Below are 25,907 nucleotides of genomic sequence, written 5' to 3' on the forward strand. Positions count from 1 at the left end.
ATAGACAATCTTCCTTGCTACATTCTCTATCCAGTTTTGATAAAAAATTCATCTGCTGATGAAAGACTATTATTCTCCGCCAGTAACACCAAGTGCTTCGCCTGTAATGGCTGCTGCGCCGTCTGAAGCTAAAAATAGTGCAGTTGCTGCAATTTCTGAAGGCTCAAGCAAACGTTTCATCCATTGAGCACCTAAGATGTGGTGATTTAATGCTTCTTCTACAGTTGATCCATCTTTTGCTGCAAGTTCTGGTAATTGTTTTTCAATTAATGCTGTACGTGTAGGTCCAGGTAATATTGAATTTGCCGTAATCCCATTTTGTGCATTTTCCATTGCGACTACGTTTGTAAAACCAATTTGAGCATGTTTTGCAGCTACATAAGCCGATTTATATTGATCAGGTCTTCTGCCGTGTCCTGAAGAAATCGTTATAATACGACCATATTTTTGTTTCTTCATAGAAGGAAGAACATGTTTTGTCATTAGGAATGTTCCTTTTAATATAACACCTACAACTAAATCCCATTTTTCTTCTGGGAAATCTTCAACAGGGGAAATAAATTGAAGACCCGCATTATTAACAAGAACATCAACTGATCCTCGTTCTGCAACAACTTGTTCGACTGCAGATTTAACACTTTCTTCATCGGCGACATTTACTTTATAGCCTTTTGCATTTCCTAATTTTTCTGCGGCGCTTTTGGCAGCCTCTTCATTGAGATCAAAGATAGCCACAAAATCTCCATTATTGATAAAAGCTTCTGCAATTGCATAGCCAATTCCTTGAGCTGCACCGGTTACGATGACTGTACGTTCTTTTTCCATCATTCATGCTCCTTTAGTTTATAATTTTTGTCTAGAATTAAAGATTTTTTTCAACACGTTTCCATGTCAGTTTATCTTCTGGTTTAAGTCCATTAAAAATAACAACGACATCACCATCAATTTTTGCAATGCGAGGCTGGGATTGCCCAAGCCAAGTGGGGTTCATACTAACTTCCATGTGATGGGTCAATTTTTGTTTCTCCTCATCCACTTCAAAACGACCAGAATAAGCCAGATAACCATGTGCTGCTGTGGCCATTTCCTCTTGTGTTCCTGCATGCAAGTCACCAGATTGATAAGCGGGGCGTCCAGTCGCCATAAGTTGTGCAGACATATAACCATCAGGGTTATACATGATGAATCCTTTTGCATCCTCGCCTAAAGGATATACAACATTTCCATCCTTATCTGTTGTTTGGTAAGACACTAACTCCCATGTACCAATCACTTGCTCACGTAAAGATTTTGTCATTCCTTTTAACCTCCTTGAAATGGATATTGATTGCTCTTTGATTATGGAGAGCTTTTTGATTAGAAAGGGAATCCTTTCCAGTCAACCACATTGTTTTGAAAATAATGTCTTGAACGATAAGAATTCCATTACAGTATAGATTCAAAACGTTCTTAAGACTGTAAATACTTTTCATGAAATCTATTTACAAGAAAAATATTCTGTTAATATCATGATTATAGTAGTAAAAAATATATTTGAAAAATATATATATTTAATAGAATATATTTGTTATACCTATAAGTTATATTAGTTAACCATCTATTAATCACTCTATTATTAAAAGAAAAGCCTTAAATTATTGTCTTCAAATGTTCACATATTTGTAAGATTTATTTACAAAAAATATATTGTGCATAAATTCACAACATGTTACTATAAAGATAGTTCTTATATGTGAATATCATCACAAACTATAGGTTTTATAATTCTAAATGAAAGTATGTGATTAAATGAAAAAATGTTGTACGATCTGTCACACTCTAATTGAAGATGAAAATAACATCATTATTGATAACTCTAATACTTTCTATCATAGACATTGTTTTCATTTTACAATGGATAACTTTGACAAAATCTCTGAAATAGGTACTTTAAAAAATATAAAGAAAAAATATACAGGATTAAAGAAGAAGCTAGTTCTTCACTCTAAAAAATGTCCTCAAAAAGCTAAAAAGATAGGCTAAAATGATGCTGAGGGAAGAGTACTAGTTCTCCAATATCCTGAACAATTAATATAGAATAATGGCAGCAATTAATACTGCGATTAAGGCTAATAAATTAGCACCGGTCATGGCAATGAATTGATATTTAAAGCCATTTTTATGATTCAGACCTGTTAATGCAAAAAAGGTTAGAACAACACCTGTGTGAGGCATAACAGTAAATACAGCGGAAGAAACTGTTGCTACTCTATGGATAACCTCAGGATTAATTCCCATGGCTAAATAATTTTCAGCGAAGGCTTCCATAACAATTCCTAATGAACCTGAAGCGGAACCAGTAATAGCGCCAAAAGCTGCGGAAGCAATGGATAAACTGATTAGTGGATCACCCGGAATTCCTAATATAAAGTCAGAGATATACTTAAATCCTGGTGCCAATGTAATTACAACACCAAAAGCTACGGTTGATGAAGTTAAAAAGACAGGCATAATCGAGCTGCTTGCACCTTCATTGATAACCTTTTTTTGGCTTGGGATATATTTGTTAAAGAAAATCGCTGAAACAATAACGGAAACCGTTAAGGCAATTAATATGATATTTGGTATTTCTAAGCTACTACCAATTAAAATAATAATGATTAGTAAAACAATTGGTAGAATACTGATGAAAAAGGAAGGAATCTCTTTTTTAACCTCAGCACTTGTATCACTTATGTCATAATCAGCGAAGGTTTCCCCATTTGCTATACTTTTATTTAACATTAATTTCATATACCAAAGACCAAAGGCAATCGAAACCGCTGTGCCAATGATTCCTAAAAGTGGTGCTGCGGTAAGGGTTGTACCAAGATAGGCTGTTGGTACAACGTTTTGAATGGAAGGTGCTGCAGGCAGCATCGTCATCGTAAACGTACCTAAACCAAGCATGATTGGAATCGCAATTAAATTCCATGCGATATTTAATTGTTTAAATAAAGGCTTTGCCAATGGAACAAGTACAAAGACAACGACAAATAAGCTAAGTCCGCCATAAGTTAAGACAGCAGTAATAATAAAAAGGGCTAGTAAAACTGGAAAGGGTTTATTTGTACCTGTCTTTTCTAGTATCTTTTGTGCGATTGATTGTGCTGCCCCACTCACATCAATATACTTTGCTAAAATAGCTCCTAACATAAAGACAGCAAAGAAATTAATGATAAATCCTGCTAGCCCCGTCATATAAGAATTTTCCGTCCCGATAAGGGAAGAGAAAAAATCCATTTGGTTTGTTAATATAACAATAATGGATGCAATTGGTGCAACAATTAGAATATTAAATCCCTTCATTGCAGTAAAGATGATCACCGCAATAGCAAGTAATATTCCAATGACTTGTATAATTTCCATATAAATTTCCTCCCGAACTTATTTTGAATAAACACTGTCACTTGTTATTCATTTTAATTTGATTATTCTCCCCTTTATTACTGTCCACTTGCATAAAAACTCCAAATAATAATTCTCGAATTAATTTATACTTAATTCAAGATAATTACCCTATCTAAATATCAATGCACGACTGCTTGATCCTTTGTACTTGTGTGTTTATTATATTTGTTATGTGAATATAATAAAAATAGATATTTTAAATATAATATATTTGCAAAACTTATAAATGAAGAAAATGAAGGGGAAAGAATGGACAGTAGACAAATTCAATATTTTACAGAAGTAGTCAAACAAGGGGGGTTTTCCAAAGCAGCTGAACATTTGTATGTTTCTCAACCTACGATAAGTAACGTTGTAAAAGATTTAGAGAAAGAATTAGCTGTACAGTTATTAATACGGACAACAAGAAAGTTGGAACTAACCGATACTGGGAAATTACTTTTTCGATATGGTGAAAAAATTTCACAGTTGTATCGGCATTTCTATCAAGAGCTTGATGATATCAAAAATGCTAATAAGGGCTCAGTCAATATGGGGATTTTTTCCTCAGTTGGAACTGACATTCTTACCAACATTGTATCTGACTTCTATGAAAAATATCCAAATATTACAATTCGTTTCGTCGAGGATGGGGAAGCGAATTTAAAAAAATCTTTATATAATGGAGAATTAGATTTAATTGTTTTAGAGGTACCAGTGAATGAAGAACCTATCGATTTTATCCCGTTTTTAAAAGGAGACCTTCGCCTCTTAGTTCATGATCAACACCCCCTTGCTAGCAAAGAAATCGTAGCATGGGAGGAATTAAAGAAGGAAAGATTCATTATTTTTCACGAAGGATTTGCTGTTCGCCGCTTTATCTTACAGGAGTGTGAAAGGATAGGTTTCGAACCTAATATTGTATGTGAAACGTCGCAATGGAAATTTATCCTTGAGTTGGTTTCATCTAATTTGGGAGTAAGCATCCTGCCACAAAGTAATTTAACGAAATTAAATTTAGCTCATAAAGGGATAAAAGTAATACCTATTGTCGATCAAGAAGTCCACTGGCAGATAGGCATTGCCTGGAGGAAAGATGGCTATCTTTCTTATGCAACAAGAGAATGGATTCAATTTTGCAAAGAGCGTTTAGGCTAGTGTGTGACATGAGTAAAAAAGTAAATCATTAAAGTGTCAGACTGCAAATGGACAAACTCTAAAATTGTCTATTTGGAGGGCTGACACTATTTTATGTGAAACAATTCACTAATTTTGTCTTTTCTATGTCCAATTCTTGTCAGCTTTTTGAAACATCCCCCAAGTGTGAAGAAGTTCACACTTTTATATTGAATGAAATTCTACTATATAGACATAGAGCAGCTCAGATATGATAGTTAAAATAAATAGGAGGCTTTCACATGGGCAAAAAGAAATTAGTGATGATTGGTAACGGTATGGCTGGAATTCGCACACTTGAAGAATTGTTAAAGTTAGCACCAGATATGTATGATATCACGGTTTTTGGAAATGAGCCTCATCCGAACTATAATCGGATTCAATTATCGACTGTCTTACAAGGAGATACGTCGGTCCAAGATATTGTTATCAATGATTGGGATTGGTATAAAGAAAACCAGATTGAATTATTTGCTGGAGAAGAAATCGTTAAAATAGACACTGAAAAGAGAGTCGTCATTTCGAATACAGGTAGAGTAACAGAATATGATGAATGTATTTTTGCAAGCGGTTCCCGTTCCTTTATTATTCCGTTTAAGGGCCATGACAAAGAAGGGGTAACAGGCTTCCGTAATATTCAAGACTGCGAATATATGATTGAATCTTCAAAAGAGTACAAAAGGGCAGTCGTTATCGGAGGTGGACTTTTAGGACTTGAAGCAGCACGTGGCCTATTGAATTTAGGAATGGAAGTAAAGGTTGTTCACTTACTGCCATATTTAATGGAAAAACAACTAGATCCAACTGGTTCGAAAATGCTTCAAAAAGAATTAGAAGCTCAGGGTATGGAGTTTTTAATGGAGAAAGATACGGAAGAAATACTAGGTGAGACCCGAGTCACAGGGATTCGTTTCAAAGATGGAACCGAGGTTGAAACGGATTTAGTCGTGATGGCTGTCGGAGTTAGAGCCAATATTGGAGTTGCTAAGGATGGTGGGCTTGAGGTCAACCGTGCGATTGTTGTTAATGACTTCCTTGAAACGAGCGTACCTAATGTCTATGCAGTAGGTGAATGTGCAGAGCACCGCGGAAATGTGTACGGATTAGTCGCTCCTTTATATGAACAAGGCAAAGTATTGGCTGCCTTCTTAGCAGGGAAAATGCCTGATCCATACGAAGGATCAGTAGTCGCGACACAACTGAAGGTATCTGGAGTTGATATGTATTCTGCAGGGGATATCATGGATGATCCTTTCATGAAGGCGATTAAAGTTCACAATGAATTTGATGGCGTTTATAAGAAAGTTTTAATTCGCGATAAACAAGTAGCTGGTGTCGTTCTCTTCGGTGATACTTCAGACAGTACAAGATTATTTAGTATGATGCGGAAAAAAGAAGATGTGAGTGGAATGACAAGTGTTTCAATTTTATCTTCTGGTTGTGAGGCTGGTGCAACAAATGATGTTGCTTCCATGGATGACGAAGATTTAGTATGTGGATGTAACGGAGTATCAAAGGGATCGATAGTAAATGCAATTAAAGAAAACGGTCTAACAACCGTTGATGAAGTGGGAAGCTGTACCAATGCTGGACGTTCTTGTGGACGTTGTAAATCGATGATTTCTAATATCATATCCTATACTCTTGGTGATGAATATAACGGAGCAGACCAAAAAGAATCCGTTTGTGGCTGTACACCGTTAAGCCGGGATGAAGTGGTAGCTGAAATCAAAGAAAAAGGATTAACGATTGTTAAAGAAGTGATGAACGTTTTAGGCTGGAAAAATGAAGAAGGATGTTCAAAGTGTCGTCCTGCGTTGAACTATTACCTTGGCATGATTCATATGGATCAATATCAAGATGACCGTGATTCTCGCCTTGTTAATGAAAAAATGCATGCGAATATCCAAAAAGATGGTACGTATACGGTCCTACCTAGAATGTATGGTGGTGTGACAACCGCACAAGATTTAAAAACAATTGCCAGAGTCGCTGAAAAATATGACGTTCCTTTAGTCAAGTTAACAGGCGGACAACGTATTGGCTTGTTTGGAGTCAAAAAAGAAGATTTACCTGCTGTTTGGGAAGATCTTGATATGCCATCAGGCTATGCATATGGGAAAACATTAAGAACCGTGAAAACGTGTGTTGGCTCTCAGTACTGTCGCTATGGAACTCAAGATTCAATGGGGCTTGGAATTAAACTAGAAAAGAAATTTGAACGTCTTGATACACCGCATAAAGTAAAAATGAGTGCTTCCGGTTGTCCGAGAAACTGTTCGGAATCTGGTATCAAAGATATTGGTTTTGTGGGTGTTGATGATGGATACGAAGTATATGTTGGCGGAAACGGTGGAACCGACCTGCGTGCTGGTGATTTACTAGGGAAAGTGAAGAATGATGAAGAAGCAATTGAATTAACAGGTGCCTATCTTCAATACTATCGTGAAACTGCCAATTATTTAGAACGTACATCTAAATGGCTTGAGAGAGTAGGGCTTGACCATATTAAAGAAGTTTTATCTAACGAAGAAACAAGAAAAGAGTTAAACGAACGGATGGATGCGACCCTATCTCGCTATCGCGATCCATGGAAAGAAGCAATTGAAAGTAACGAAATTCAAGATAAATATTACACCGTTCGTGAATTAGAAATGGTTGGAAAGTAATGAATGGAAGGGAGCGGCGTAAAAATGACGACCAGTAGAATCCAGCTTGCTAATTATTCTGAGCTTCCAGAGAAAATCGGACAGGTCTTTAAAATCGGTGAAGAGGAAATCGCCGTATTTCGCTTAAGCAATGGAGAAGTAAGAGCCGTTGAGAATCGTAGTCCACACCCAAAGGGCGGAACATTGGTTGATGGACTTGTAAGCGGAGAGTATATTTTCTGTCCTGTATATGATTGGAAAATCTCATTAATGGATGGGAACGTACAAGCACCTGATGAGGGGCAAGTAAAGGTCTATCCCATTGAAGTGTCAGAGAATAAAGTATACATTAACATGTAACCATTAATTGAGCTGTTCTCGTAACAGCTCTTTTCTGATATTATGGGACAGAGGGACAGGTTCCTTGTCCTATGTTGATGTCGAATGAGCAAGATATATGGGGAGGGGACAAGGAACCTATCCCCTTGTCCAAAATGGTGCTGGGAAGGATGTCTTTATGGAGAATGGCAAAGTATTTTTAGTTGGTGCAGGTCCTGGGGATATTGGACTGATTACAGTAAAAGGATTGGAAGCGATCAAACAAGCGGACGTTATTTTATTTGATCGGTTAGCGAATCCGAAACTACTTAATTTTGCTCCATCACATTGTGAATTTATTTATGGCGGAAAGCTGCCGTTTAAACATACATTACGACAAGAGAAAATTAATTCGATTTTAGTCGAAAAGGCATTAGAAGGAAAAAAAGTAGTTCGACTAAAAGGCGGTGACCCAGGGGTATTTGGTCGAGTTGGTGAGGAAGCATTAGAATTAGCGAATGCGCAAATTGAGTTTGAGATCATTCCTGGAATCACCTCTGGAATTGCGGCACCTCTTTACGCAGGAATACCGGTTACGCATCGAGAGTTTGGAGAAACATTTGCTGTTGTAACGGCCCATAATAAATCAAAGGATGGAAAGCCAATCCTTGATTGGAAGTCTTTAGCGAACGGAATTGATACAATTGCCTTTTACATGGGAGTTGGGAATCTTCCGTATATCTGTGATAATCTAATCGCAAATGGAAAGTCACCGGACACCCCAGTGGCTTTAATCCAATGGGGTACATTTGGAAGACAGAAAACGTTGGAAGGAACTCTTTCGACCATTGCTGATTTAGTAGTAGAGCATGGATTTAGTAATCCGGCGATCACGCTAGTGGGCGATATTGTCTCCCTTCGAAATCAGATCAATTGGTTCGAGAAAAAGCCATTGTTTGGCAGACAAATACTGTTAGCCCGAACAGGGGTTCAACCAAGCAGTCTTGCGCAAGCCTTGATGGATCAGGGGGCTGACGTGATCGAATTTCCAAAATGGAAAAGCGAAGAAGTACCCATTGATGATTCCGTTTTAAATAATCTGTCTAACTACGAAGATATTTTATTTACATCAGCTGAAAGCGTAGAGGAATTCTTTCAAATTTTAGTAAAAGAAGAAATTGATGTTCGCAGTATAACTGGACAGGTCTATGGGTTATCCACGAAAACGATCAAGGCTTTAGCACATAAAGGATTGATCGGTGAAATTGCAGATCATCTTGAACATAGGGACAAGCTTTTAGTAATCGGTGACAGTCGAATTGGTGAACAACAATATGAGTTCTGCCACACGTTTATTACTTGTGATTATAAAATTGATACAACATTAACGCCAACGATCAAACGAATTCTTGATGATGCGAAACCAGATACCATTGTTTTTCCAAGTTCTCAATCTGTTAAAATGTTTTTCGAGGAAGAACAAGTTACGGAGTTATTCCCATCTGATTACTTGGCTGGAATCAACGTAATTTGTATGGGTGAACAAACAGAAAGAGCTGTTCAATTCTATGGAACGAAACCGGATGGAACAGCGGCAAATCCGTCTAAACAAGCTTTGATTGATGCCATTCTAAATGTGCAAGGATAAAGGTTCACACTCTGAATGGAGCTTTTGCTAAAGGACAAGATGTGGCTGAGCACTTGTTGAAGGGTCCATGATAGGGCTTCTCAAGGACAAAAAGTGTTAAAAAGTTAGGGGAAAGTCCATGATGGGGCTTCTCAAGGACAAAAAGTGTTAAAAAGCTAGGAAAAAGTCCATGAGGGCTTATCAAGGACAAAAAGCGATAAAAAGTCAGGAAAAAGTCCATGAGGGCTTATCAAGGACAAAAAGCGATAAAAAGTCAGGAAAAAGTCCATGATGGGGCTTCTCAAGGACAAAAGGCGTTAAAAAGTCAGGAAAAAGTCCATGATGGGGCTTCTCAAGGACAAAAAACAGTTAAAAATCAGAAAAAAGTTCTTGAGTGCTTTAATAAGACAAAGATAAAAAATATAGAAGAGTGTCTTCAAATTAAAACGCAGGTGATTCTATGGACTACTATCCGATTCAGCTCAATTTAAAAGGAAAAAGGGCAGTCATCATTGGCGGGGGAAAAATTGCTGAAAGAAAAGTAAGGGGCCTTCTCCATACAGGTGCCGATATCATTTTAGTAAGCCCAGAAATCACTGACAATCTTAAAGAATCGGTCCAAACAGGGAAGTTATATTGGAAGCAAAAGTCTTTTTCACCAGAGGATATCAACGAAGCATTTCTTGTCATTGCTGCAACCAGTGATCAAGAAGTAAATCGGACTGTAAAAAATTCTGCATCTCCTCAACAACTTGTATTACTGGTGGATCAACCAGAGGATTCAGACTTTATTTTACCTGCTGTGTTAAACCGTGGAAAATTAACATTAACGGTTTCAACTTCAGGGGCGAGCCCGACTTTAACGAAAAAAATCAAACAAAGTTTAGCAGAACAATATGATTCGAGATATCAGGAGTATGTTGATTTCTTATTTCAATGTCGTCAATGGGTTTTAAAAGAAATAGACGATCCAAAAATTAAACAAATTTTATTATCTAGCATTACCGAGCCGTCTTTTTTAAGTAGTTCGAATCGAATAGAGGACTTCAATCAATTAGTGAACGATTTGTTGAAAAAATAATTGTGCCACTTCTTCTAGCGCCCGATTTGTAAAGGAATTCCACCTTTACACATCGGGCGCTTATTTTTTCATAAATATTTTCCAAGCTTGTTTCATATGTTGTAGTGTATATAATTTTTAGATTCCTGTTTAAATTTGAGAATTGTCTAGCTCCAGCGCCTAGCGGCTAGTAAACTTCCCATTCCTCCGCAACGATTAAGTCAACATTGATTCACAATCCGTGTTCATCGTGTTTTTTAGAGGAACATCGACGAAAGACCGCGACGTCCTGTCACGCAAAGTCTGATCTTTAGAGCGGAAGCTATTAGAAAAGTCTTATTGCGAACGTTGATGTCTGAGCAACTTGTGTAAGTTAGTTTATATACCGTTGGGCGAGGCGCTTCCGCTTTTCTGAAAAGGAGAAATTTATGAGTACATTTATTAAAGGAACCCTTTTGTTGGTGATCGCAGCTTTTGTCGGAGAAATCGTGGAGTTCATTACAAATATGGTATTGGCACGGGAATTGGGAGAAAAGGGTCTTGGCATGTATATGTCGATTTTACCAACGGTTTTTCTTATTGTTCTCCTTGCAAGCTTTGAAATGCCTGTGTCGATTTCAAAATTTATTGCTGAAAAAGACAAACGAATCCATCGCAGTATGCTGAGCCATGTTTTAAAATGGACAATCATTATGACCTCGGTTCTGTTGGTACTCGTGTCGATCATTATCCCATTCGTCCCTGTCTTTGATAACTATCATCCTATGTTTAGATGGCTTGTACTGATTCTCATTCCGATTATTTCGTTTACTTCCATTGCTAGAGGATATTTTATGGGAAGATCGCAAATGGGGAAGATTGCTACAGCTAACTTTTTACGAAAAATTGTTCAATTACTATTATTAGTATATTTATATAATCTGTTTGATTTTGAATTAGAGGCAGCGGTTTTAGTGGCATTTTGTACACTTATTGGTAGTGATCTCGTTGTGTTCCTTTATTTATTCTATGTATTTATGATTCAATACCAATACTTGAAAAATCAACCTACAAAAAGACTGCATGGAAAAGTAGTCATGAAAAATTTAATGCAAGTATCCGTTCCAACGACTGCATTACGTGTTTTTAATGCTTTTACATCAGCACTAGAACCGTTTCTTATTACTACTGCGTTAATGTATGCGGGAGTTGGGAAGGAACTAGCTACCGAACAATTTGGGATGGTTGCTGGAATTGCAATGGTAATCGGAACATTTCCAGCCTTTATTGCGCATTCCTTTATGATGATGTTGATTCCAACCATTTCAAAGGCAGCAGCTGATCGAGATACAGCTCAGCTTCAGAAACTACTAAAGCAAGTCATGATGATCACTTTGGGATATGGGGTCCCAGCAGTTGTGATTTGTTACTTTTTTGCGGAGCCATTAACGACCATCTTTTTCCACTCACCAGATGCGGCACGGTATGTACAGTTATTATGGCCTTGTTTTCTTTTTCGCTTTTTTATCTTTCCTTTACAAGCCTATTTAATTGGGCTTGGTTTAATGAAAGAGGCCTTTATTCATGGGGTATGGTCAACGATTGTAGCATTTGCGATTATCTATTTCCTCGGATCGAAAAGCAGCTTCGGAATGGATGGGGTCATTATTGGAATCAATGCAGAGGCGATTTTATTAATGTTATTGCACTACGTAGTCGTGTGTAAAAGGATCGGGGTCAGCTACTTTATGAATCCAGCAAAGCAAGCAAAAGCCTAGGATGATTTCTGTTTTATGCTCAATCTGATATGATATTAAAAAGAGAAGCGTTTCAAAAGGAGCAATGAATATGGAAAATGCTAGATATTGTAAGGAATCATTGGCTGTTAAAACAAGTCTTGTTTTACCTCCGGATACGAACTCGTTTGGAACGATGTTTGGTGGAAAGTTAATGGCATATATTGATGATATTGCTGCGATTGCTGCGATGCGACATGCGCGAAAATTAGTCGTAACCGCATCAAGTGATTCAGTCGATTTTATATCTCCCATTAAAGAGGGTCAATCGGTTTGTCTTGAAGCTTTTGTGACTTCTACAGGTCGAACATCTATGGAGGTTTTTGTAAAGGTGATCGGGGAAGATATCCCCTCAGGTGAGCGAAAAATCTGCGCCATTTCCTTTCTTACCTTTGTTGCCCTTGATGAAAAGGGTCATCCAACAGAAGTACCAAAAGTGATACCGGAATCTGAAGAAGAAATCCACTTACACGAAACAGCTAAAGAGAGATTAGAAATACGAAAAAATCGTAGAAAAGTCAGTGAAAGACAAGCAAAAAGAATCGGAGCGGAATAAAAATGGGGTGACAGGCACCTTCCAGTTTCTGGAAGGTGCCTGTCACCCCAAATTGGTTACTCTTATTTAGCTTTTAATAGATCACGAATTTCGGTTAATAATTCTTCCGTTTTGTCTACGGTTTTTACTGCTTCTTGTTCTTCTTCCTTTTTCTTTTTAAAGCGATTTATAAATCGGATAAAGAGAAAGATGGAGAAGGCGATGATAAGGAAATCAACGACTGTTTGTAAAAAGGCTCCGTATTTAATTTCGGCGTCCCCAAATGTATGGGATAACCCTGAAAAGTCAACTCCGCCGAGAAGTAATCCTACAAGTGGCATGATTAAATCATTCACTAGGGATGTAACGATTTTCCCAAAAGCCCCTCCAATAACAACCCCGACAGCCAAGTCGATTACGTTCCCCTTCATGGCAAATTTTTTAAATTCAGACCACATTTCTTTCACTCCTTTTGCATTATATTTATCCCGTCAACGGGGAAAACCACAGACTGACGGAAGGGTAAATAGATAAAAATCAAATAAAATCCTGCGAGGCTACTATTCCCTCACAGGATTATATTTATGTAATCTACACTTTCCTTTATAAAATGCTTAGTATTTTATCGTAAAGGAATGGAAATCCTCGGTTTCTTCCACTTCCTTAATTTCCATATGTTCAATCTTGGAAAATGGGTTTCCTACCTTAAGATCTGCAACAAACGCGTCAAGGTCGTCCTTCTCTCCTTTTGCCATAATTTCAACGGACCCATCTGACAGATTCTTTGCCCATCCTGTCACTCCATACTGAACAGCTTTCATTTGTGAAAAGTAACGATAGCCTACGCTTTGTACTTTTCCAGAAACAATAATATGCAACTGGATCATTCCATACCCTCCGGTCAAACTAAACTCTAAACTATCCTAATTATTATCCTCCCATAAATTACCTTGTGATGCAATATACAAACCATTATTAAAATCAATTTTATTTTAAAAAGGTCGAAAGAAGCACTTCTGAAATTCATACAATAATATGCTATATTTAGAGTTAACGGTTTTGTGAAAGGATGTTTTTATGAAAAAAAGTGTTGTGTTAGCGGAAAAACCTTCTGTGGCCCGTGATATTGCTCGGGTATTAAATTGTCATAAAAAAGGCAATGGCTTTATTGAAGGAGAACGATATATTGTGACATGGGCATTAGGGCATTTAGTAACCTTAGCTGACCCTGAAACCTATGATGATAAATATAAAACGTGGAAAATAGAAGATTTACCAATGATGCCTACTGATTTAAAGCTCGTTGTCATTAAAAAAACAAGTAAACAGTTCCATGCGGTTAAAAGCCAATTACTCCGTTCAGATGTTGGTGAAATTATTATTGCCACGGATAGTGCTCGTGAGGGAGAGTTAGTAGCTCGGTGGATTATTGCCAAAGCAAAGGTGAATAAACCAATTAAGCGGCTTTGGATTTCCTCGGTAACGGACAAAGCAATCAAAGAGGGCTTTCAAAAATTAAGAAATGGAAAAGACTATGAAAACTTATATCATTCGGCAGTCGCGCGTTCAGAGGCGGATTGGTATGTTGGTTTAAATGCAACAAGAGCTTTAACCTGTAAATTTAATGCTCAACTTTCTTGTGGACGAGTACAAACTCCCACACTGTCCATGATTGCAGCGAGGGAGGAAGAAATCCGAAACTTTAAACCAAAAGCCTTTTATGGAGTGAAGGCACAAACGGATCAGCATATAACGCTCACATGGCAGGATTCAAAGTCCCATGATATAAGAACTTTTTCAAAAGAAAAGGTTGACGCTATTGTAGAAAAAACAAATAAGAAGCAAGCCAAAGTAGTCTCGGTGGAAAAGAAATTAAAGAGAAGTTATGCGCCACAGCTTTATGACTTAACGGAACTACAACGTGAGGCGAATAAAGCCTTTGGTTATTCAGCAAAAGAAACGCTTTCGATTATGCAAAAGTTATATGAACAGCACAAAATCTTGACCTATCCAAGAACAGATTCTAGATTTTTATCAAGTGATATTGTTGACACATTAAAGGATCGGCTACAGGCTTGTGCAGCAGGACCGTATAAGATGCTCGCTCATAAAGTTTTACAAAAACCGATCAAAGCCAACAAATCTTTTGTGGATGATAGTAAAGTATCGGACCACCATGCAATCATTCCAACAGAAGAAACCGTCTATTTGAATAAGCTCTCTGATAAAGAAAGTAAAATTTATGACTTAGTTGTTAAACGATTTTTAGCGGTCTTGTATCCAGCATTTGAATTTGAACAAACGACTATTAAAGCGGATATTGCTGGAGAGACGTTTATTGCCAAGGGGAAAATTGTTCTTAAGAATGGCTGGAAGGAAGTATATGAAAATCGTTTTGAGGACGAGGACCAGCAGGATGAATTAAAAGAACAACTGTTGCCTCAGATTGAAAAAGGCGATGGACTAACGATTGTCTCCTTAACCCAAACAAAAGGGGAAACAAAGCCACCGGCACGATTTAATGAAGGAACTTTATTATCAGCCATGGAAAACCCAGCGAAATACATGTCAGGGGAAAATAAAGATTTAGTGAAGACTCTTCAACAGACAGGTGGACTAGGCACGGTTGCCACTCGCGCAGATATTATTGAAAAACTTTTCAATACTTTCTTAATTGAAAAGAAAGGCAAAGAAATTTTTCTTACCTCAAAAGGGAAGCAACTCCTGGATTTAGTCCCTGAAGATCTAAAGTCACCGGCCCTTACGGCAGATTGGGAACAAAAGCTTGAAGCTATTGCAAAAGGGAAATTAAATAAACAGGTCTTTATCAATGACATGAAAAACTATACCAAAACGATTGTCATGGATATTAAAAATAGTACGCAAAAATACAAACATGAAAATATAACAGGAACGAAATGTCCTGAATGTGGCAAACCTATGTTAGAGGTAAATGGCAAGAAAGGGAAAATGCTCGTTTGTCAGGATCGAGAATGCGGTCATCGTAAAAATGTATCACGAATCACCAATGCCCGTTGCCCAAATTGTAAGAAAAAACTAGAGCTAAGGGGACAGGGGGAAGGTCAAACTTTTGCATGTAAATGTGGGTATCGTGAAAAACTTTCTACTTTTAATGAGAGAAAGAAAAAGGAACAGAATACAAAGGTTTCAAAACGAGATGTCGCAAAATATATGAAAACCCAAAATAAACAAGAAGAGCCTCTAAATACGGCTTTAGCTGATGCGTTAAAAAAATTGAATCTAAAATAGAAAATAAGGGACAGTCTAACACGATCAGCTGATAGACTGTCCCTTTTGCTTATTCTTCTTCGATTCGATTTTTAAATGCCTCTTGGGTGACGATTAGTTCCTCATCTTCTTGAGCTTCAGTTGTACGTCTTTCAACTAATGTATGTTTTGGAAATTCACCTGGGTGATTTTTCTTCTTATGATCAAACGCTTTTCCACGACCCAAATCTGTCCACTCCTTTCTAGTTTCTTACATAGTTTTTGCTCCATTCGTCCAATTATTCAAGTGTGTAATGAAAAGAAAGAATGTGAAAAAGTTCACCAATTTTTCATGGATTTATAATTAAAAACATATTATAATAATATTGTTAAAACATTCACAAAAGATGTTTTAAATGCCCTCCCCCTAATTAATATAAAATAGAACGTAAGAAAATAATGCCCTTCCCCCAGAGGGCATTATTTTTTTTATTGAAAAGCACTAAAGAAAGTATCGAATTTGTCGAAATAAATAGTGTCGAATAAAAAATATGTTTTTTGTTATTAAATGAAACTGGGTGATACATAGATGGATATAGCATCGGTTATTGGAATTATATTAGGTTTGATTGCAGTAGGAGTTGGGATGGTTTTAAAAGGGGTGGACATATCCGTCCTTGTAAATCCAGCTGCCATAATGATTATTATCTTGGGGACGATAGCTGCTGTCACAATTGCTTTCCCAATGTCTGAATTAAAAAGAGTACCAAAGTTATTTAAAATCCTTTTTACAGATCAGAAAATGATGAAACATACAGATTTAATTCTTCAGTTTTCTGAATTGGCCCAATTAGCCCGTAAAGAGGGATTACTTGCTCTGGAGTCTCGAATTAATGAAATTGATGATCCATTCTTAAAAAATGGTCTAACTTTGGCAGTCGATGGTCAAAGTGCAGATTATATTCGAGATGTTCTTTCGGAAGAAATTGAAGCCATGGAAGAAAGACACCAGGCAGGGGCGCAAATTTTTACACAAGCCGGTACTTATGCACCCACTTTAGGGGTATTGGGAGCGGTCATTGGTTTAATTGCAGCTCTTGGGGACATGAGTGATACGGTATCACTAGGACATGCGATTAGTGCGGCTTTCGTTGCTACGTTGATGGGGATTTTTACAGGTTATGTATTGTGGCATCCATTTGCTAACAAATTAAAACAAAAATCTCGGATCGAATCACAATATAAATACATGATGATTGAGGGAGTATTATCAATCCTAGAAGGTGAGGCACCGAGAATCATTGAACAAAAACTGGCTTCCTACCTTCCAGCAAATGAGAAAAGGAAAATACTTGAAGGCAGTGTGAATAGCAATGAGTAAACGGCGTAAAAAAGGAAAGCATGAAGAGCATATAGATGAATCGTGGTTACTTCCTTACTCTGACTTATTAACCTTGCTAGTAGCTTTATTCATCGTTCTTTTTGCAAGTAGTTCCATTGATATGCAAAAGTTTCAATCGATCTCAAATGCATTCAATGCTGAGTTAACGGGTGGTTCAGGAATGTTTGATTATCCAAGTCCCATACCGGAAGGAAGTAAAGGTTCCAGTGATGAACTACCAGAATCAGATGAAACACAAGAAGAGCATTATGAAAAAACTTCTACTTTATCAGAAGAAGAAAGAGCAGAATTAGAAAAGCTAGCCCAAATTCAGAACCATCTCAATGCCTATGTTCAAGAAAATGGTCTTGGAGATCAATTGAATACGGCTTTAACGGTCGAAGGACTTTCCTTAACAATACGTGATAACATTTTGTACACATCAGGGAGTGCTCAAGTACAATCAGAAAATATGCCGATTGCACGTGAAATTTCAAAGATTCTTGAAATGGATGTTCCTAGATCCATTATCATAAGTGGACATACGGACAATGTTCCAATACGTAACTCACAATTCTCCTCCAATTGGGAATTAAGTGTAATGCGCGCAGTTAACTTTATGAAGGTATTGCTTGAAAATCCTAATTTAAAGCCTGAATTATTTACAGCCAAGGGTTCCGGTGAATTCCAGCCGATTGCAACGAACGAAACAGCAGAAGGAAGAGCTCAAAATAGACGGGTTGAAATTTTGATCCAACCCAAAATAGAAGAAAATTCTCAAGCAAGTATTGAGTAGCTTAATTGCTATTTGATACTTGCTTTTTTATTGATTTCGTTCATTATTGGATGTTGCATCGTTCATTATATAAAACAAAATAGTAAGGAAATTGAAGAAAAACGTAGGAAATATCTGTAATCCTGTTATTTTAATAGTAAATTCAGGAATTATTGTGCTTTAACAAATAAATAGTTTGTACTAAAATTCAATTAGATGTTCTGTAAATAGAACGATATGTTCTTTATGACACATGAGAAGAGGGTGGGTACTATTTATCAGAAAAATTGTGATCGTTGCCATCGTTCAAGTTATAGCAGTGTTGAGAATGGGGAATGGCTATGTCCTGTGTGTAATCAAGATTTAACTCAGTATCCTTTGTTTGATGCCATTACCTTTGAAAGAATTCAGAATGGTTTAAACATCCCGAAACTAAGGTCCTACAGGAACGAAAGGGCCACAGTTAATACAGAATTTAGCAAAAACGATTGAAATTCACCCGAAAAGTATGAAATTTTACATTAATTTTTTATTAAATTTTCAAAAAATGACAATATTCCCACGGATAGAACGTTATAATGATTGACATACCATTCAATTTATTAAATAAAGGAAAAAAGTTCCGTGAATATGGAACTATTAAGCGATGTGGGGGATTTTTCCAATGAAGATACAAGATACGGGTAGTCAATATGATCATGAATGGGTTCAACTTCTTTTGGATGCAAAGAATTTAGGACTTTCAATAGAGGTTATACGTCAATTTTTACAAAAAAATAGTAAGAAGATAATGGCACCTGATAGCTGAAAGCATAAATTTTATCTATAAAAAAATCCTGCAAACTTAATTTTCAGAAAAATAAGTTAACAGGATCGAATGATTGATCTTATCGTGTAGATCAAAAATAGCTAATATTAGTTGGAATTATTGTTTTGTTGATTTTCTTTCCATTTGGTGAATTCAAGGAACTCTCTGAATTGCTCCTTAGACACTCCAGACTCCATTGCCTCTTGAACCAATTTCATCCATTCTGAGTCTAACTCCTCTTTGTTAGGTTGTTCAAGAATAATATTATCAACAGGGACACCAAGTACAGCAGCAATTTTTTCTAAAAATTGAATAGAGGGGTTTGTTTGTAAATTTCTCTCCAGAGAACTTAAGTATGATTTAGCTACACCGGCTTTAAGGGCGAGCTCTGATAATGATAATTTTTTTTCCTGCCGCAATTTTTTAACACGATCACCAATCATTTACTTCACCACTTCTTTTTATAATTTATAGTTTAATTCTATAATAAGTCTTTTTGAGAAAGAATGCTTGTTTTATTTATGAAAAGATAAATGACTCTTATATTATAACAGAAATATGATGCATAAAGGATACTACTTTTATATAAATAGGAGATTTTGCTTAAGCCCTTGAAAAAACATACAATGAGTATAAAATAGAAATAAGTTGACATGTGTGGAAGAGAGGCTTAAATATGATTATTTTAAAATCAGAGAGAGAAATTGAACAAATGAAAGAGGCGGGAAAAGTCCTTGCATCCGTACATAAACAATTATCTAAGATGATTAAACCAGGGGTAACAACATGGGAAATTGAAGAATTTGTGGATTCATACTTAAAAAAGGTAGGGGCAACACCTGAACAAAAGGGATATAAAGGATATAAATATGCTACCTGTGCAAGTATAAATGATGAAATTTGCCACGGATTTCCTAGAAAAGATCCATTAAAAACAGGCGATATTGTAACCATTGATATGGTTGTCAATTATCAAGGAGCCTTGGCAGACTCAGCTTGGTCATATCCGGTTGGTCAAATATCAGATACAGCACAAAGATTATTAGAAGTAACGAATAAATCTTTATACATTGGGATTGAACAGGCACAAGTAGGTAATCGAATTGGAGATATTGGTCATGCGATTCAGACGTATGTAGAAGGGGAAGGCTTTTCTGTTGTCCGTGATTTTATCGGTCACGGGATCGGTGTAGCGATACATGAAAAACCTGAAGTCCCACACTACGGACTTCCTGGAAAAGGACCTCGAATTAAAGAAGGAATGGTTTTTACCATTGAGCCTATGGTAAATATCGGAACCTACCGTATGAAGATGGATAACAACGGATGGACAGCTAGAACTGAAGATGGACAATTATCAGCCCAGTATGAACATACCATTGCCATTACCAAAAACGGACCGATTATCTTAACGGATCAAGATGAAGCATAAAAAGTGACAGGCACCTTCCATTTTTTGGAATGTGCCTGTCACTTTTTATTACTTCTTTAAACTTCCTAGTTCTTCTACGATTGCCGTCATTTCATTTAGGCTAAATGAATCTTTTTTCATCACGAGTTCATAGATATCAAGTAATTCTTCGTACATGTCTTCGTCAAAATGTGAAGGTTTAATTGCCCCTAAGTTCATGACTTTTAGTTTCTCTTTGATTTTTTCAATCATAAATTCAACATTTTCAACGGATTTTTGTGCTAAGTCCATCGTCCCCACCCTTTACTCTCCATTAATATCGTTTTTCCCATCTTTTCATGTTCCATCTGAAAAGTCAATCTAATTAAATGAGAGATGGAAACTTTTGTTTTACCGCTTATTTTTCGATATGATAAAAGAAGTACATAAATGGGAGGAAAGAGCATGGTTTCTGTATTATTTGTATGTCTAGGAAATATTTGTAGATCCCCAATGGCGGAGGCGATCTTCAGGGATTTAGTTAAAAAAGAAGGATTAGAGGAAAAAATTAAAATTGACTCAGCAGGAACAGGAGATTGGCACATCGGGAACCCTCCACATCAGGGGACTAGAGAAATCTTGAAAAAGTATAACGTATCGGATGAAGGAATTTTGGCGCGTCAAATCAAGTCTGAGGATCTTGGGCAATTTGATTATATTATCGGGATGGATGACCAAAACATCTCAAATATTCAAAAACTGGGTGACATTCCAGCGCATGTAAAGGTTAGAAGACTCATGGATTTCGTGGAAGATTCAATCCAAAAAGAAGTACCAGACCCTTATTATACAGGCAATTTTGATGAGACCTATGAACTGGTGACAGCTGGTTGTTCTCGACTTCTAAAAGAGATTAAAAAAGAATTGAACTAAGGGAGGTAAAGGATGAGTAAATTTTGGAAAGGTGTCGTACTTGGGGCCATTGCGGGTGGTGCGATTAGTTTGTTTGACCGAGAAACAAGAAAAAATGTGATCGACTATTGCCAAAAGACAACAGGGAAAGTAACCTATTATGCAAAGCATCCTCAGGAAGCTGCAAATCAATTAAAAGAATCAACGAGAAAAATTCGACGTACGATTGAAGATGTAAGTGAAGAGGTTTCGTTCATTGCTGAAAAAATAGACGAGCTAAAAGAGACTACTCCGAAAGTTTCGGATTTTGTAAAAGAAACGAAGGATGCCTTTTTGGAAGATTCTTATGACGTTGACATTGATCAATCTCAAAGGAGATAAATAATTTTTTGGACAATCACGTAGGATAAAGAGTAGGTGTTTTAATAAAGGGGTTGATATTAGTATATGGCATTTCTCAAGCATCTTTGGAAAAGATTTAACGAAGATGACTATTTCGGGATACCGGCCCAGTTAGCCTATTTCTTCCTGCTATCATTATTTCCGCTTCTCATCGTGATTGTTTCCTTATTCCCGTATTTACCCATTACACAAGAAGATTTACTCGGAACCGTTCGCGACTTTGCCCCAGTCGGTGCCATTGAAATCATCGAAAAGAATCTAATCGAAATTTCTAAAAAAAACAATACTCTTTTATCCTTAGGGATTATCGGTACCCTTTGGTCCGCTTCAAATGGGATTAATGCGATCGTAAAGGTCATAAATCGATCCTATAATGTGGAAGAAGACCGAACCTTTTTTAGGAAACGCATCATGGCCATTTTATTAACACTCGCCATGATTGCAGTGATTATTGTTGCTTTAATACTACCTGTCTTTGGAAAACACATAGGCATTGTTCTGTTTTCACAGCTTGAACTTTCCTCTGAGTTTCTAACGATTTGGAATACATTACGGTTGATTGTTAGTTCGGTGATTATTTTTGCCGTATTAATCGCACTATACTGGTTGGCACCAAGTAAACGATTTTCCTGCCGGACGGCCATCCCCGGTGCTATTTTTGCGACTATCGGTTGGATCATTACTTCTTATGCATTTTCTTTTTACGTGGAACGCTTTGCCAATTATACCGTAACCTATGGAAGTATTGGAGCGATCATTGTTTTAATGATCTGGTTTTATATTTCTGGATTTATTATGATTATTGGCGGAGATGTGAATGCTTATTTTACCGTTCATAAAAAGAAAGATTGCTGACTCTGTTTGTCTTAAAAACCTATAATTACCTCCTCTAAAAAGGGCGCTATTGTAAAAGATATAAATAGGCTGTTAAAAGCCCATTATTTTTTCAGGAGGGGATTGTAATGGCAAAACATACGAAAAAAGACGGCGGTACAAAGCAACAAAAGAGTAAAAATCCATCAAGTAAAAAAACATCTGGATCTTCTAACGGTTCTAACGGGTACCACTAAAAAAGAGGTCGCCTTGAAGATTGCTGATATCTTTAAGGCGACCTCTTTTTATCTATTTTTAAGACCTTAATAGTCTTAACCCATTTAAAATAACTAAAATCGTACTTCCTTCGTGACCAATAACTCCTAGAGGTAGGTCCACTACTTGTAGGAAATTAGAGCATATGAGTAGGGTAATCACACTAATTGAAAAAACAACATTCTGTTTAACAATTTTATTCATACGTTGAGAAAGTCGGATCGCTTCCGAAATTTTAGGAAGATCATTTTTCATTAAAACAACGTCAGCCGTTTCTAACGCTACATCTGTTCCACCACCCATGGCAATTCCGACATGAGCTGTAGCAAGTGCAGGGGCATCATTAATTCCATCCCCAACCATGGCAACGGTGCCGTATTTTTCTTTTAATGCTTTCAAATGATCGACTTTGTTCTCGGGTAAGCATTCAGCAATAAATTCATCGACATGACATTCTGCAGAAATAGCCTGAGCTGTAGTCGAACTATCTCCTGTCAACATGATCGTATAGATCCCCTGTGCTTTTAATTGATCAATCGCCTGCTTGGTTTCTTCTCTGACTTGATCCTTCAAGGCAATTACGGCAATGATCTTTTCATTTTTCTGGACAAATACAGTTGTCTTTCCTTCGCTTGAAAGTTTATTGTAGGCTCCTTGTGAAAATTGCTCCGCCAATTCTGAACCAACAAAGCCAGACTTTCCGATTTTCCATTCATCATTTCCAATGGTCGCTTTCACTCCCCAACCAGCAACGTCCTCTATTCCTTCAGGTTGAATGAGTTCTACGTTTAAATCATTTTTAACAAATTGAACAATCGCATTGGCTAGCGGGTGATTCGAGTGACTTTCAATCGAGGCTACATAAAGTAGTACTTCGTTCCGATCTAACCCTTCTTCTACCAAGTCATCCGTTACTTCAGGTTTCCCCTTTGTTAAGGTTCCTGTTTTATCAAATGCGATCGCTTTGATATGATTCAAATTCTCTAAGTGAACCCCACCTTTAAATAAGATTCCATGTTTGGCCCCGTTAGAGATGGCCGATAAAGTTGCGGGCATGATCGACGCTACAAGCGCACATGGGGATGCAACAACAAGCAACACCATCGCACGGTAAAAGGTTTCTGTCCAACTCCAGCCCAGTAAGAAATGAGGTAGAAACATCATGAGTACGACTGCGACTAAGACAAACTTAACGTAATTACCTTCAAACCGCTCTATAAAAAGCTGAGATGGAGATTTTTCACTTTGAGCAGATTGTACTAAGTCAATAATTTTTTGAAATAGGGTTTGATCTGAAAGCTTTGTGATTTCAACCGTAATGGAACCATTTAAATTGACAGTTCCCGCAAATATTTCTTCTTCTATGCCTTTCGTTACAGGGATTGACTCTCCTGTGATCGCTGCTTCATCAATGGTTGTCGTACCTTTTACAATTTTTCCATCTGAAGGTATTCTTTCTCCTGGTTTAATAAGAATAAGATCTCCTATTTTAAGGTCAGACACATTAACGATTTTCTCGACTCCATTTGTGACCAATAGCGCTTCTTGAGGCTGTAAATCCATTAGAGAAGAGATTTCTTTTGTGCTTTTATTCATGGCATAGGTTTCCAAAGCGCCACTTAATGAAAAAATAAAAATCAAAATGGCTCCCTCTGTCCAGTAACCAATAATGGCCGAACCGATTGCCGCAAGTATCATGAGAATTTCTACATTTAATTGTTTATTCTCAATGGTATCGATAATCCCTTCTTTTGCCTTTGCAAAGCCCCCAATTACAAAAGATAGAATATAGATAAGAGCCGACAAGGTCGGGCGTTCGGTATATGCTAATAACCATCCTCCTAAAATAAACACACCACAGAGAATCGCAGCTACTAATTCACCATTCACCTTGAGTTTGGTCCATAGATTTTCTTTTTCTTGTGCTATCTCTTGTTTTCCTTCTAAAACTTGAACTTCTGGATTCAATCCAACTCCTCCTTTTTTCTAACATTTCTATAGTGTTAAATTTTCTAATTGAGAAAAAGAATCAAAATCATTACCCCTAAAAAGCACGAAAGCTGCCACCCGGGGGTGACAGCAAAAATTTTACTTATATTAGTTTTATTAAAATTAACACAGAATCCTTCATTAGAAAAGAAAGTTGCTCAGAAATGATAAATTATTTTCTTAGATGGATAATCTTACATAACTACGAAAACAATATATGATGAAGAATTAACCTGTATGATTGAAAGGAGTTCATTATGAAGATTAAGGTTATTTATTTACTTATTGGGCTTATGTTTACAATGAGTTTTCTCCCTTTAGCCCAAGCAGAGAAGCAACCTGAAAAAAAGGAGGAGCCACCTAAACAAACGATTACGGTCCCAAATTCGGTGATGAACATAGCAAAGGAAAATACTTTTCCAAATCCAACGAATGATATGCCCAGATTGGAACCAAGTGATCTCACAAAAGACCTTATCGACACTTCTAAAATAAAAATAGATAATCCTGAACTTATTCGTATGCTAAATGAAACAACCGTTAATAGTACCCCATTTGCTCTAGGATATAAGGCGATCGTTTACCTTGGACAATGGCCACTGAATTATGAATCGGTTGAAACCACGCCGAATTGGGAATATCAAAGGATTAATACAAACTATTTCGATAATCGTGGCGGAAATGCAGCTTATCAAATTCATTATGTTCAAGAAGTACAAAAACTCGTACGTGGTGGTTTAACGGCAAAGGTGGCTAATACAGACCAAGTGAAAGATATGATGCTGATGAAGGCGATGCAGAAGACAAATTTGCCATTAGCCTTTGAAACCATTATTGGAGCGGGTACAAAAAAAGATCAAGTCTATAATGTAAATCCAAAAATGCTCGGTTATTTACATGGATATGCCCCTGCGATTAACGAAAAAGGTAAAATTACTTATGGGGAAGTCTATCTCCTGTTAAAAGGTCGGAAAAAATCTATTTTAGTTAAAAATGTAACAACCCAAGGAATCAGTGCCTGGATCCCAATTCAAGATCATGTATCCTTTGGGTTCAGTGCAAGCGAGAAGCCACAATAAACTGGGTGGGAGTAAGTAATAAAACGGTTGGAAATAGTCAGAAGGTTGGATGGGTAAAGACCAAAAGAGGATAAGGAAGTACTGAAATGGGTCTTCATAAGGGTAATGAAGACCAAATTAGGATAGAGAAGTACTGAAACTGGTCTTCATAAGGGTAATGAAGACCAAAAGTATAGAAAAAGAATGAAACTGATTTTCATAAGGACATGCTAAAAAATCTCGAAAAGAATAAGAGAGAATGTTATATAAGCGTGTCCAAAATGACTAATAAAAAATGCACAAGAGAATCCGACCTCCTGTGCATTTT

At 36.9% G+C, this 25,907-nt stretch carries 26 protein-coding genes; 17 read left to right on the top strand and 9 right to left on the bottom strand.

Annotation, left to right across the window (positions count from 1 at the left end; all coding sequences use genetic code 11):
- Positions 1 to 69: 69 nt before the first annotated feature.
- From Q5760_RS04015 to Q5760_RS04025, 3 genes are all read right to left on the bottom strand, one after another.
- On the bottom strand, positions 70 to 825 hold the full coding sequence (locus Q5760_RS04015; protein WP_428910960.1) for a 3-hydroxybutyrate dehydrogenase: 756 nt from the start codon (positions 823 to 825) through the stop codon (positions 70 to 72).
- A 37-nt stretch (positions 826 to 862) separates the two neighbouring features.
- Positions 863 to 1,297 carry a lipocalin-like domain-containing protein gene (locus tag Q5760_RS04020; RefSeq protein ID WP_428910961.1) on the bottom strand — a complete coding sequence of 145 codons (435 nt, stop codon included), beginning with the start codon at positions 1,295 to 1,297 and terminating at the stop codon, positions 863 to 865.
- Between the two features lie 770 nt (positions 1,298 to 2,067).
- Positions 2,068 to 3,387 carry a GntP family permease gene (locus Q5760_RS04025; protein ID WP_428910962.1) on the bottom strand — a complete coding sequence of 440 codons (1,320 nt, stop codon included), beginning with the start codon at positions 3,385 to 3,387 and terminating at the stop codon, positions 2,068 to 2,070.
- Between the two features lie 291 nt (positions 3,388 to 3,678).
- Between Q5760_RS04025 and Q5760_RS04030 the strand changes: the two genes are divergently transcribed.
- The 8 genes from Q5760_RS04030 (at position 3,679) to Q5760_RS04065 (ending at position 12,568) form a co-directional block, all read left to right on the top strand.
- On the top strand, positions 3,679 to 4,566 hold the full coding sequence (locus Q5760_RS04030; RefSeq protein ID WP_428910963.1) for a LysR family transcriptional regulator: 888 nt from the start codon (positions 3,679 to 3,681) through the stop codon (positions 4,564 to 4,566).
- A gap of 260 nt (positions 4,567 to 4,826) precedes the next feature.
- Entirely contained in the window at positions 4,827 to 7,253 is a 2,427-nt protein-coding gene (nirB, locus tag Q5760_RS04035; protein WP_428910964.1) for a nitrite reductase large subunit NirB, read from the top strand.
- A 24-nt stretch (positions 7,254 to 7,277) separates the two neighbouring features.
- On the top strand, positions 7,278 to 7,592 hold the full coding sequence (gene nirD, locus Q5760_RS04040; protein ID WP_428910965.1) for a nitrite reductase small subunit NirD: 315 nt from the start codon (positions 7,278 to 7,280) through the stop codon (positions 7,590 to 7,592).
- Positions 7,593 to 7,689: 97 nt separating this feature from the next.
- On the top strand, positions 7,690 to 9,198 hold the full coding sequence (gene cobA / locus Q5760_RS04045; RefSeq protein ID WP_428910966.1) for a uroporphyrinogen-III C-methyltransferase: 1,509 nt from the start codon (positions 7,690 to 7,692) through the stop codon (positions 9,196 to 9,198).
- A 218-nt stretch (positions 9,199 to 9,416) separates the two neighbouring features.
- Entirely contained in the window at positions 9,417 to 9,668 is a 252-nt protein-coding gene (locus Q5760_RS04050) for a hypothetical protein (protein WP_428910967.1), read from the top strand.
- Positions 9,638 to 10,258: an NAD(P)-binding protein gene (locus tag Q5760_RS04055; RefSeq protein WP_428910968.1), complete on the top strand. Its 621-nt coding sequence runs from the start codon at positions 9,638 to 9,640 to the stop codon at positions 10,256 to 10,258. Before Q5760_RS04050 ends, Q5760_RS04055 begins: the two co-directional genes overlap by 31 nt.
- 407 nt (positions 10,259 to 10,665) lie before the next feature.
- Entirely contained in the window at positions 10,666 to 11,994 is a 1,329-nt protein-coding gene (locus Q5760_RS04060; RefSeq protein ID WP_428910969.1) for an oligosaccharide flippase family protein, read from the top strand.
- Between the two features lie 70 nt (positions 11,995 to 12,064).
- The gene (locus Q5760_RS04065) at positions 12,065 to 12,568 is read left to right on the top strand and encodes an acyl-CoA thioesterase (protein ID WP_428910970.1); all 504 of its coding nucleotides are present in this window, start codon (positions 12,065 to 12,067) and stop codon (positions 12,566 to 12,568) included.
- A gap of 62 nt (positions 12,569 to 12,630) precedes the next feature.
- Here Q5760_RS04065 and mscL read toward each other — a convergent pair whose 3' ends face one another.
- Both mscL and Q5760_RS04075 read right to left on the bottom strand, forming a co-directional pair.
- Positions 12,631 to 13,005, bottom strand: coding sequence for a large conductance mechanosensitive channel protein MscL (mscL, locus tag Q5760_RS04070; RefSeq protein ID WP_428910971.1), 375 nt, complete (start codon positions 13,003 to 13,005; stop codon positions 12,631 to 12,633).
- Positions 13,006 to 13,161: 156 nt separating this feature from the next.
- Positions 13,162 to 13,434, bottom strand: coding sequence for an acylphosphatase (locus Q5760_RS04075; RefSeq protein ID WP_428910972.1), 273 nt, complete (start codon positions 13,432 to 13,434; stop codon positions 13,162 to 13,164).
- Positions 13,435 to 13,624: 190 nt separating this feature from the next.
- Here Q5760_RS04075 and Q5760_RS04080 point away from each other — a divergent pair, with 190 nt between their 5' ends.
- Positions 13,625 to 15,817 (top strand): DNA topoisomerase III, encoded by a 2,193-nt coding sequence (locus Q5760_RS04080; protein ID WP_428910973.1) that lies wholly within the window; start codon positions 13,625 to 13,627, stop codon positions 15,815 to 15,817.
- 49 nt (positions 15,818 to 15,866) lie between these two features.
- Here Q5760_RS04080 and Q5760_RS04085 read toward each other — a convergent pair whose 3' ends face one another.
- Entirely contained in the window at positions 15,867 to 16,022 is a 156-nt protein-coding gene (locus tag Q5760_RS04085; protein WP_428910974.1) for a hypothetical protein, read from the bottom strand.
- Between the two features lie 342 nt (positions 16,023 to 16,364).
- On the opposite strand from Q5760_RS04085, the gene motA reads away from it, so the two are divergent.
- From motA to Q5760_RS04100, 3 genes are all read left to right on the top strand, one after another.
- Entirely contained in the window at positions 16,365 to 17,156 is a 792-nt protein-coding gene (motA, locus tag Q5760_RS04090; RefSeq protein WP_428910975.1) for a flagellar motor stator protein MotA, read from the top strand.
- Entirely contained in the window at positions 17,149 to 17,952 is an 804-nt protein-coding gene (gene motB, locus Q5760_RS04095) for a flagellar motor protein MotB (protein WP_428910976.1), read from the top strand. Before motA ends, motB begins: the two co-directional genes overlap by 8 nt.
- 643 nt (positions 17,953 to 18,595) lie before the next feature.
- Complete coding sequence (locus Q5760_RS04100) at positions 18,596 to 18,739, top strand: anti-repressor SinI family protein (protein WP_428910977.1); 144 nt, start codon at positions 18,596 to 18,598, stop codon at positions 18,737 to 18,739.
- 107 nt (positions 18,740 to 18,846) lie between these two features.
- On the opposite strand, the gene Q5760_RS04105 is transcribed toward Q5760_RS04100, so the two are convergent.
- Entirely contained in the window at positions 18,847 to 19,182 is a 336-nt protein-coding gene (locus Q5760_RS04105) for a helix-turn-helix domain-containing protein (protein ID WP_428910978.1), read from the bottom strand.
- A gap of 233 nt (positions 19,183 to 19,415) precedes the next feature.
- Between Q5760_RS04105 and map the strand changes: the two genes are divergently transcribed.
- Positions 19,416 to 20,171 carry a type I methionyl aminopeptidase gene (gene map, locus Q5760_RS04110; protein WP_428910979.1) on the top strand — a complete coding sequence of 252 codons (756 nt, stop codon included), beginning with the start codon at positions 19,416 to 19,418 and terminating at the stop codon, positions 20,169 to 20,171.
- Positions 20,172 to 20,219: 48 nt separating this feature from the next.
- Here the strand turns inward: map and Q5760_RS04115 are convergent, their stop codons facing one another.
- Positions 20,220 to 20,441 carry a DUF1128 domain-containing protein gene (locus tag Q5760_RS04115; RefSeq protein ID WP_428910980.1) on the bottom strand — a complete coding sequence of 74 codons (222 nt, stop codon included), beginning with the start codon at positions 20,439 to 20,441 and terminating at the stop codon, positions 20,220 to 20,222.
- Positions 20,442 to 20,594: 153 nt separating this feature from the next.
- On the opposite strand from Q5760_RS04115, the gene Q5760_RS04120 reads away from it, so the two are divergent.
- The 3 genes from Q5760_RS04120 to Q5760_RS04130 all read left to right on the top strand — a co-directional run bounded on the left by Q5760_RS04120 (position 20,595) and on the right by Q5760_RS04130 (position 22,298).
- Complete coding sequence (locus tag Q5760_RS04120) at positions 20,595 to 21,062, top strand: low molecular weight protein-tyrosine-phosphatase (RefSeq protein ID WP_428910981.1); 468 nt, start codon at positions 20,595 to 20,597, stop codon at positions 21,060 to 21,062.
- A gap of 12 nt (positions 21,063 to 21,074) precedes the next feature.
- On the top strand, positions 21,075 to 21,422 hold the full coding sequence (locus Q5760_RS04125) for a YtxH domain-containing protein (RefSeq protein ID WP_428910982.1): 348 nt from the start codon (positions 21,075 to 21,077) through the stop codon (positions 21,420 to 21,422).
- A gap of 66 nt (positions 21,423 to 21,488) precedes the next feature.
- Entirely contained in the window at positions 21,489 to 22,298 is an 810-nt protein-coding gene (locus tag Q5760_RS04130) for a YihY/virulence factor BrkB family protein (protein WP_428910983.1), read from the top strand.
- A 273-nt stretch (positions 22,299 to 22,571) separates the two neighbouring features.
- Here the strand turns inward: Q5760_RS04130 and Q5760_RS04135 are convergent, their stop codons facing one another.
- Positions 22,572 to 24,500 carry a heavy metal translocating P-type ATPase gene (locus Q5760_RS04135; protein WP_428910984.1) on the bottom strand — a complete coding sequence of 643 codons (1,929 nt, stop codon included), beginning with the start codon at positions 24,498 to 24,500 and terminating at the stop codon, positions 22,572 to 22,574.
- Between the two features lie 278 nt (positions 24,501 to 24,778).
- Here Q5760_RS04135 and Q5760_RS04140 point away from each other — a divergent pair, with 278 nt between their 5' ends.
- Positions 24,779 to 25,600: a YfkD family protein gene (locus tag Q5760_RS04140; protein WP_428910985.1), complete on the top strand. Its 822-nt coding sequence runs from the start codon at positions 24,779 to 24,781 to the stop codon at positions 25,598 to 25,600.
- The last annotated feature ends 307 nt before the right edge of the window (positions 25,601 to 25,907 follow it).

Source organism: Niallia sp. Kr1 (genome assembly GCF_050389805.1).
GTDB lineage: Bacteria > Bacillota > Bacilli > Bacillales > Cytobacillaceae > Bacillus_BD.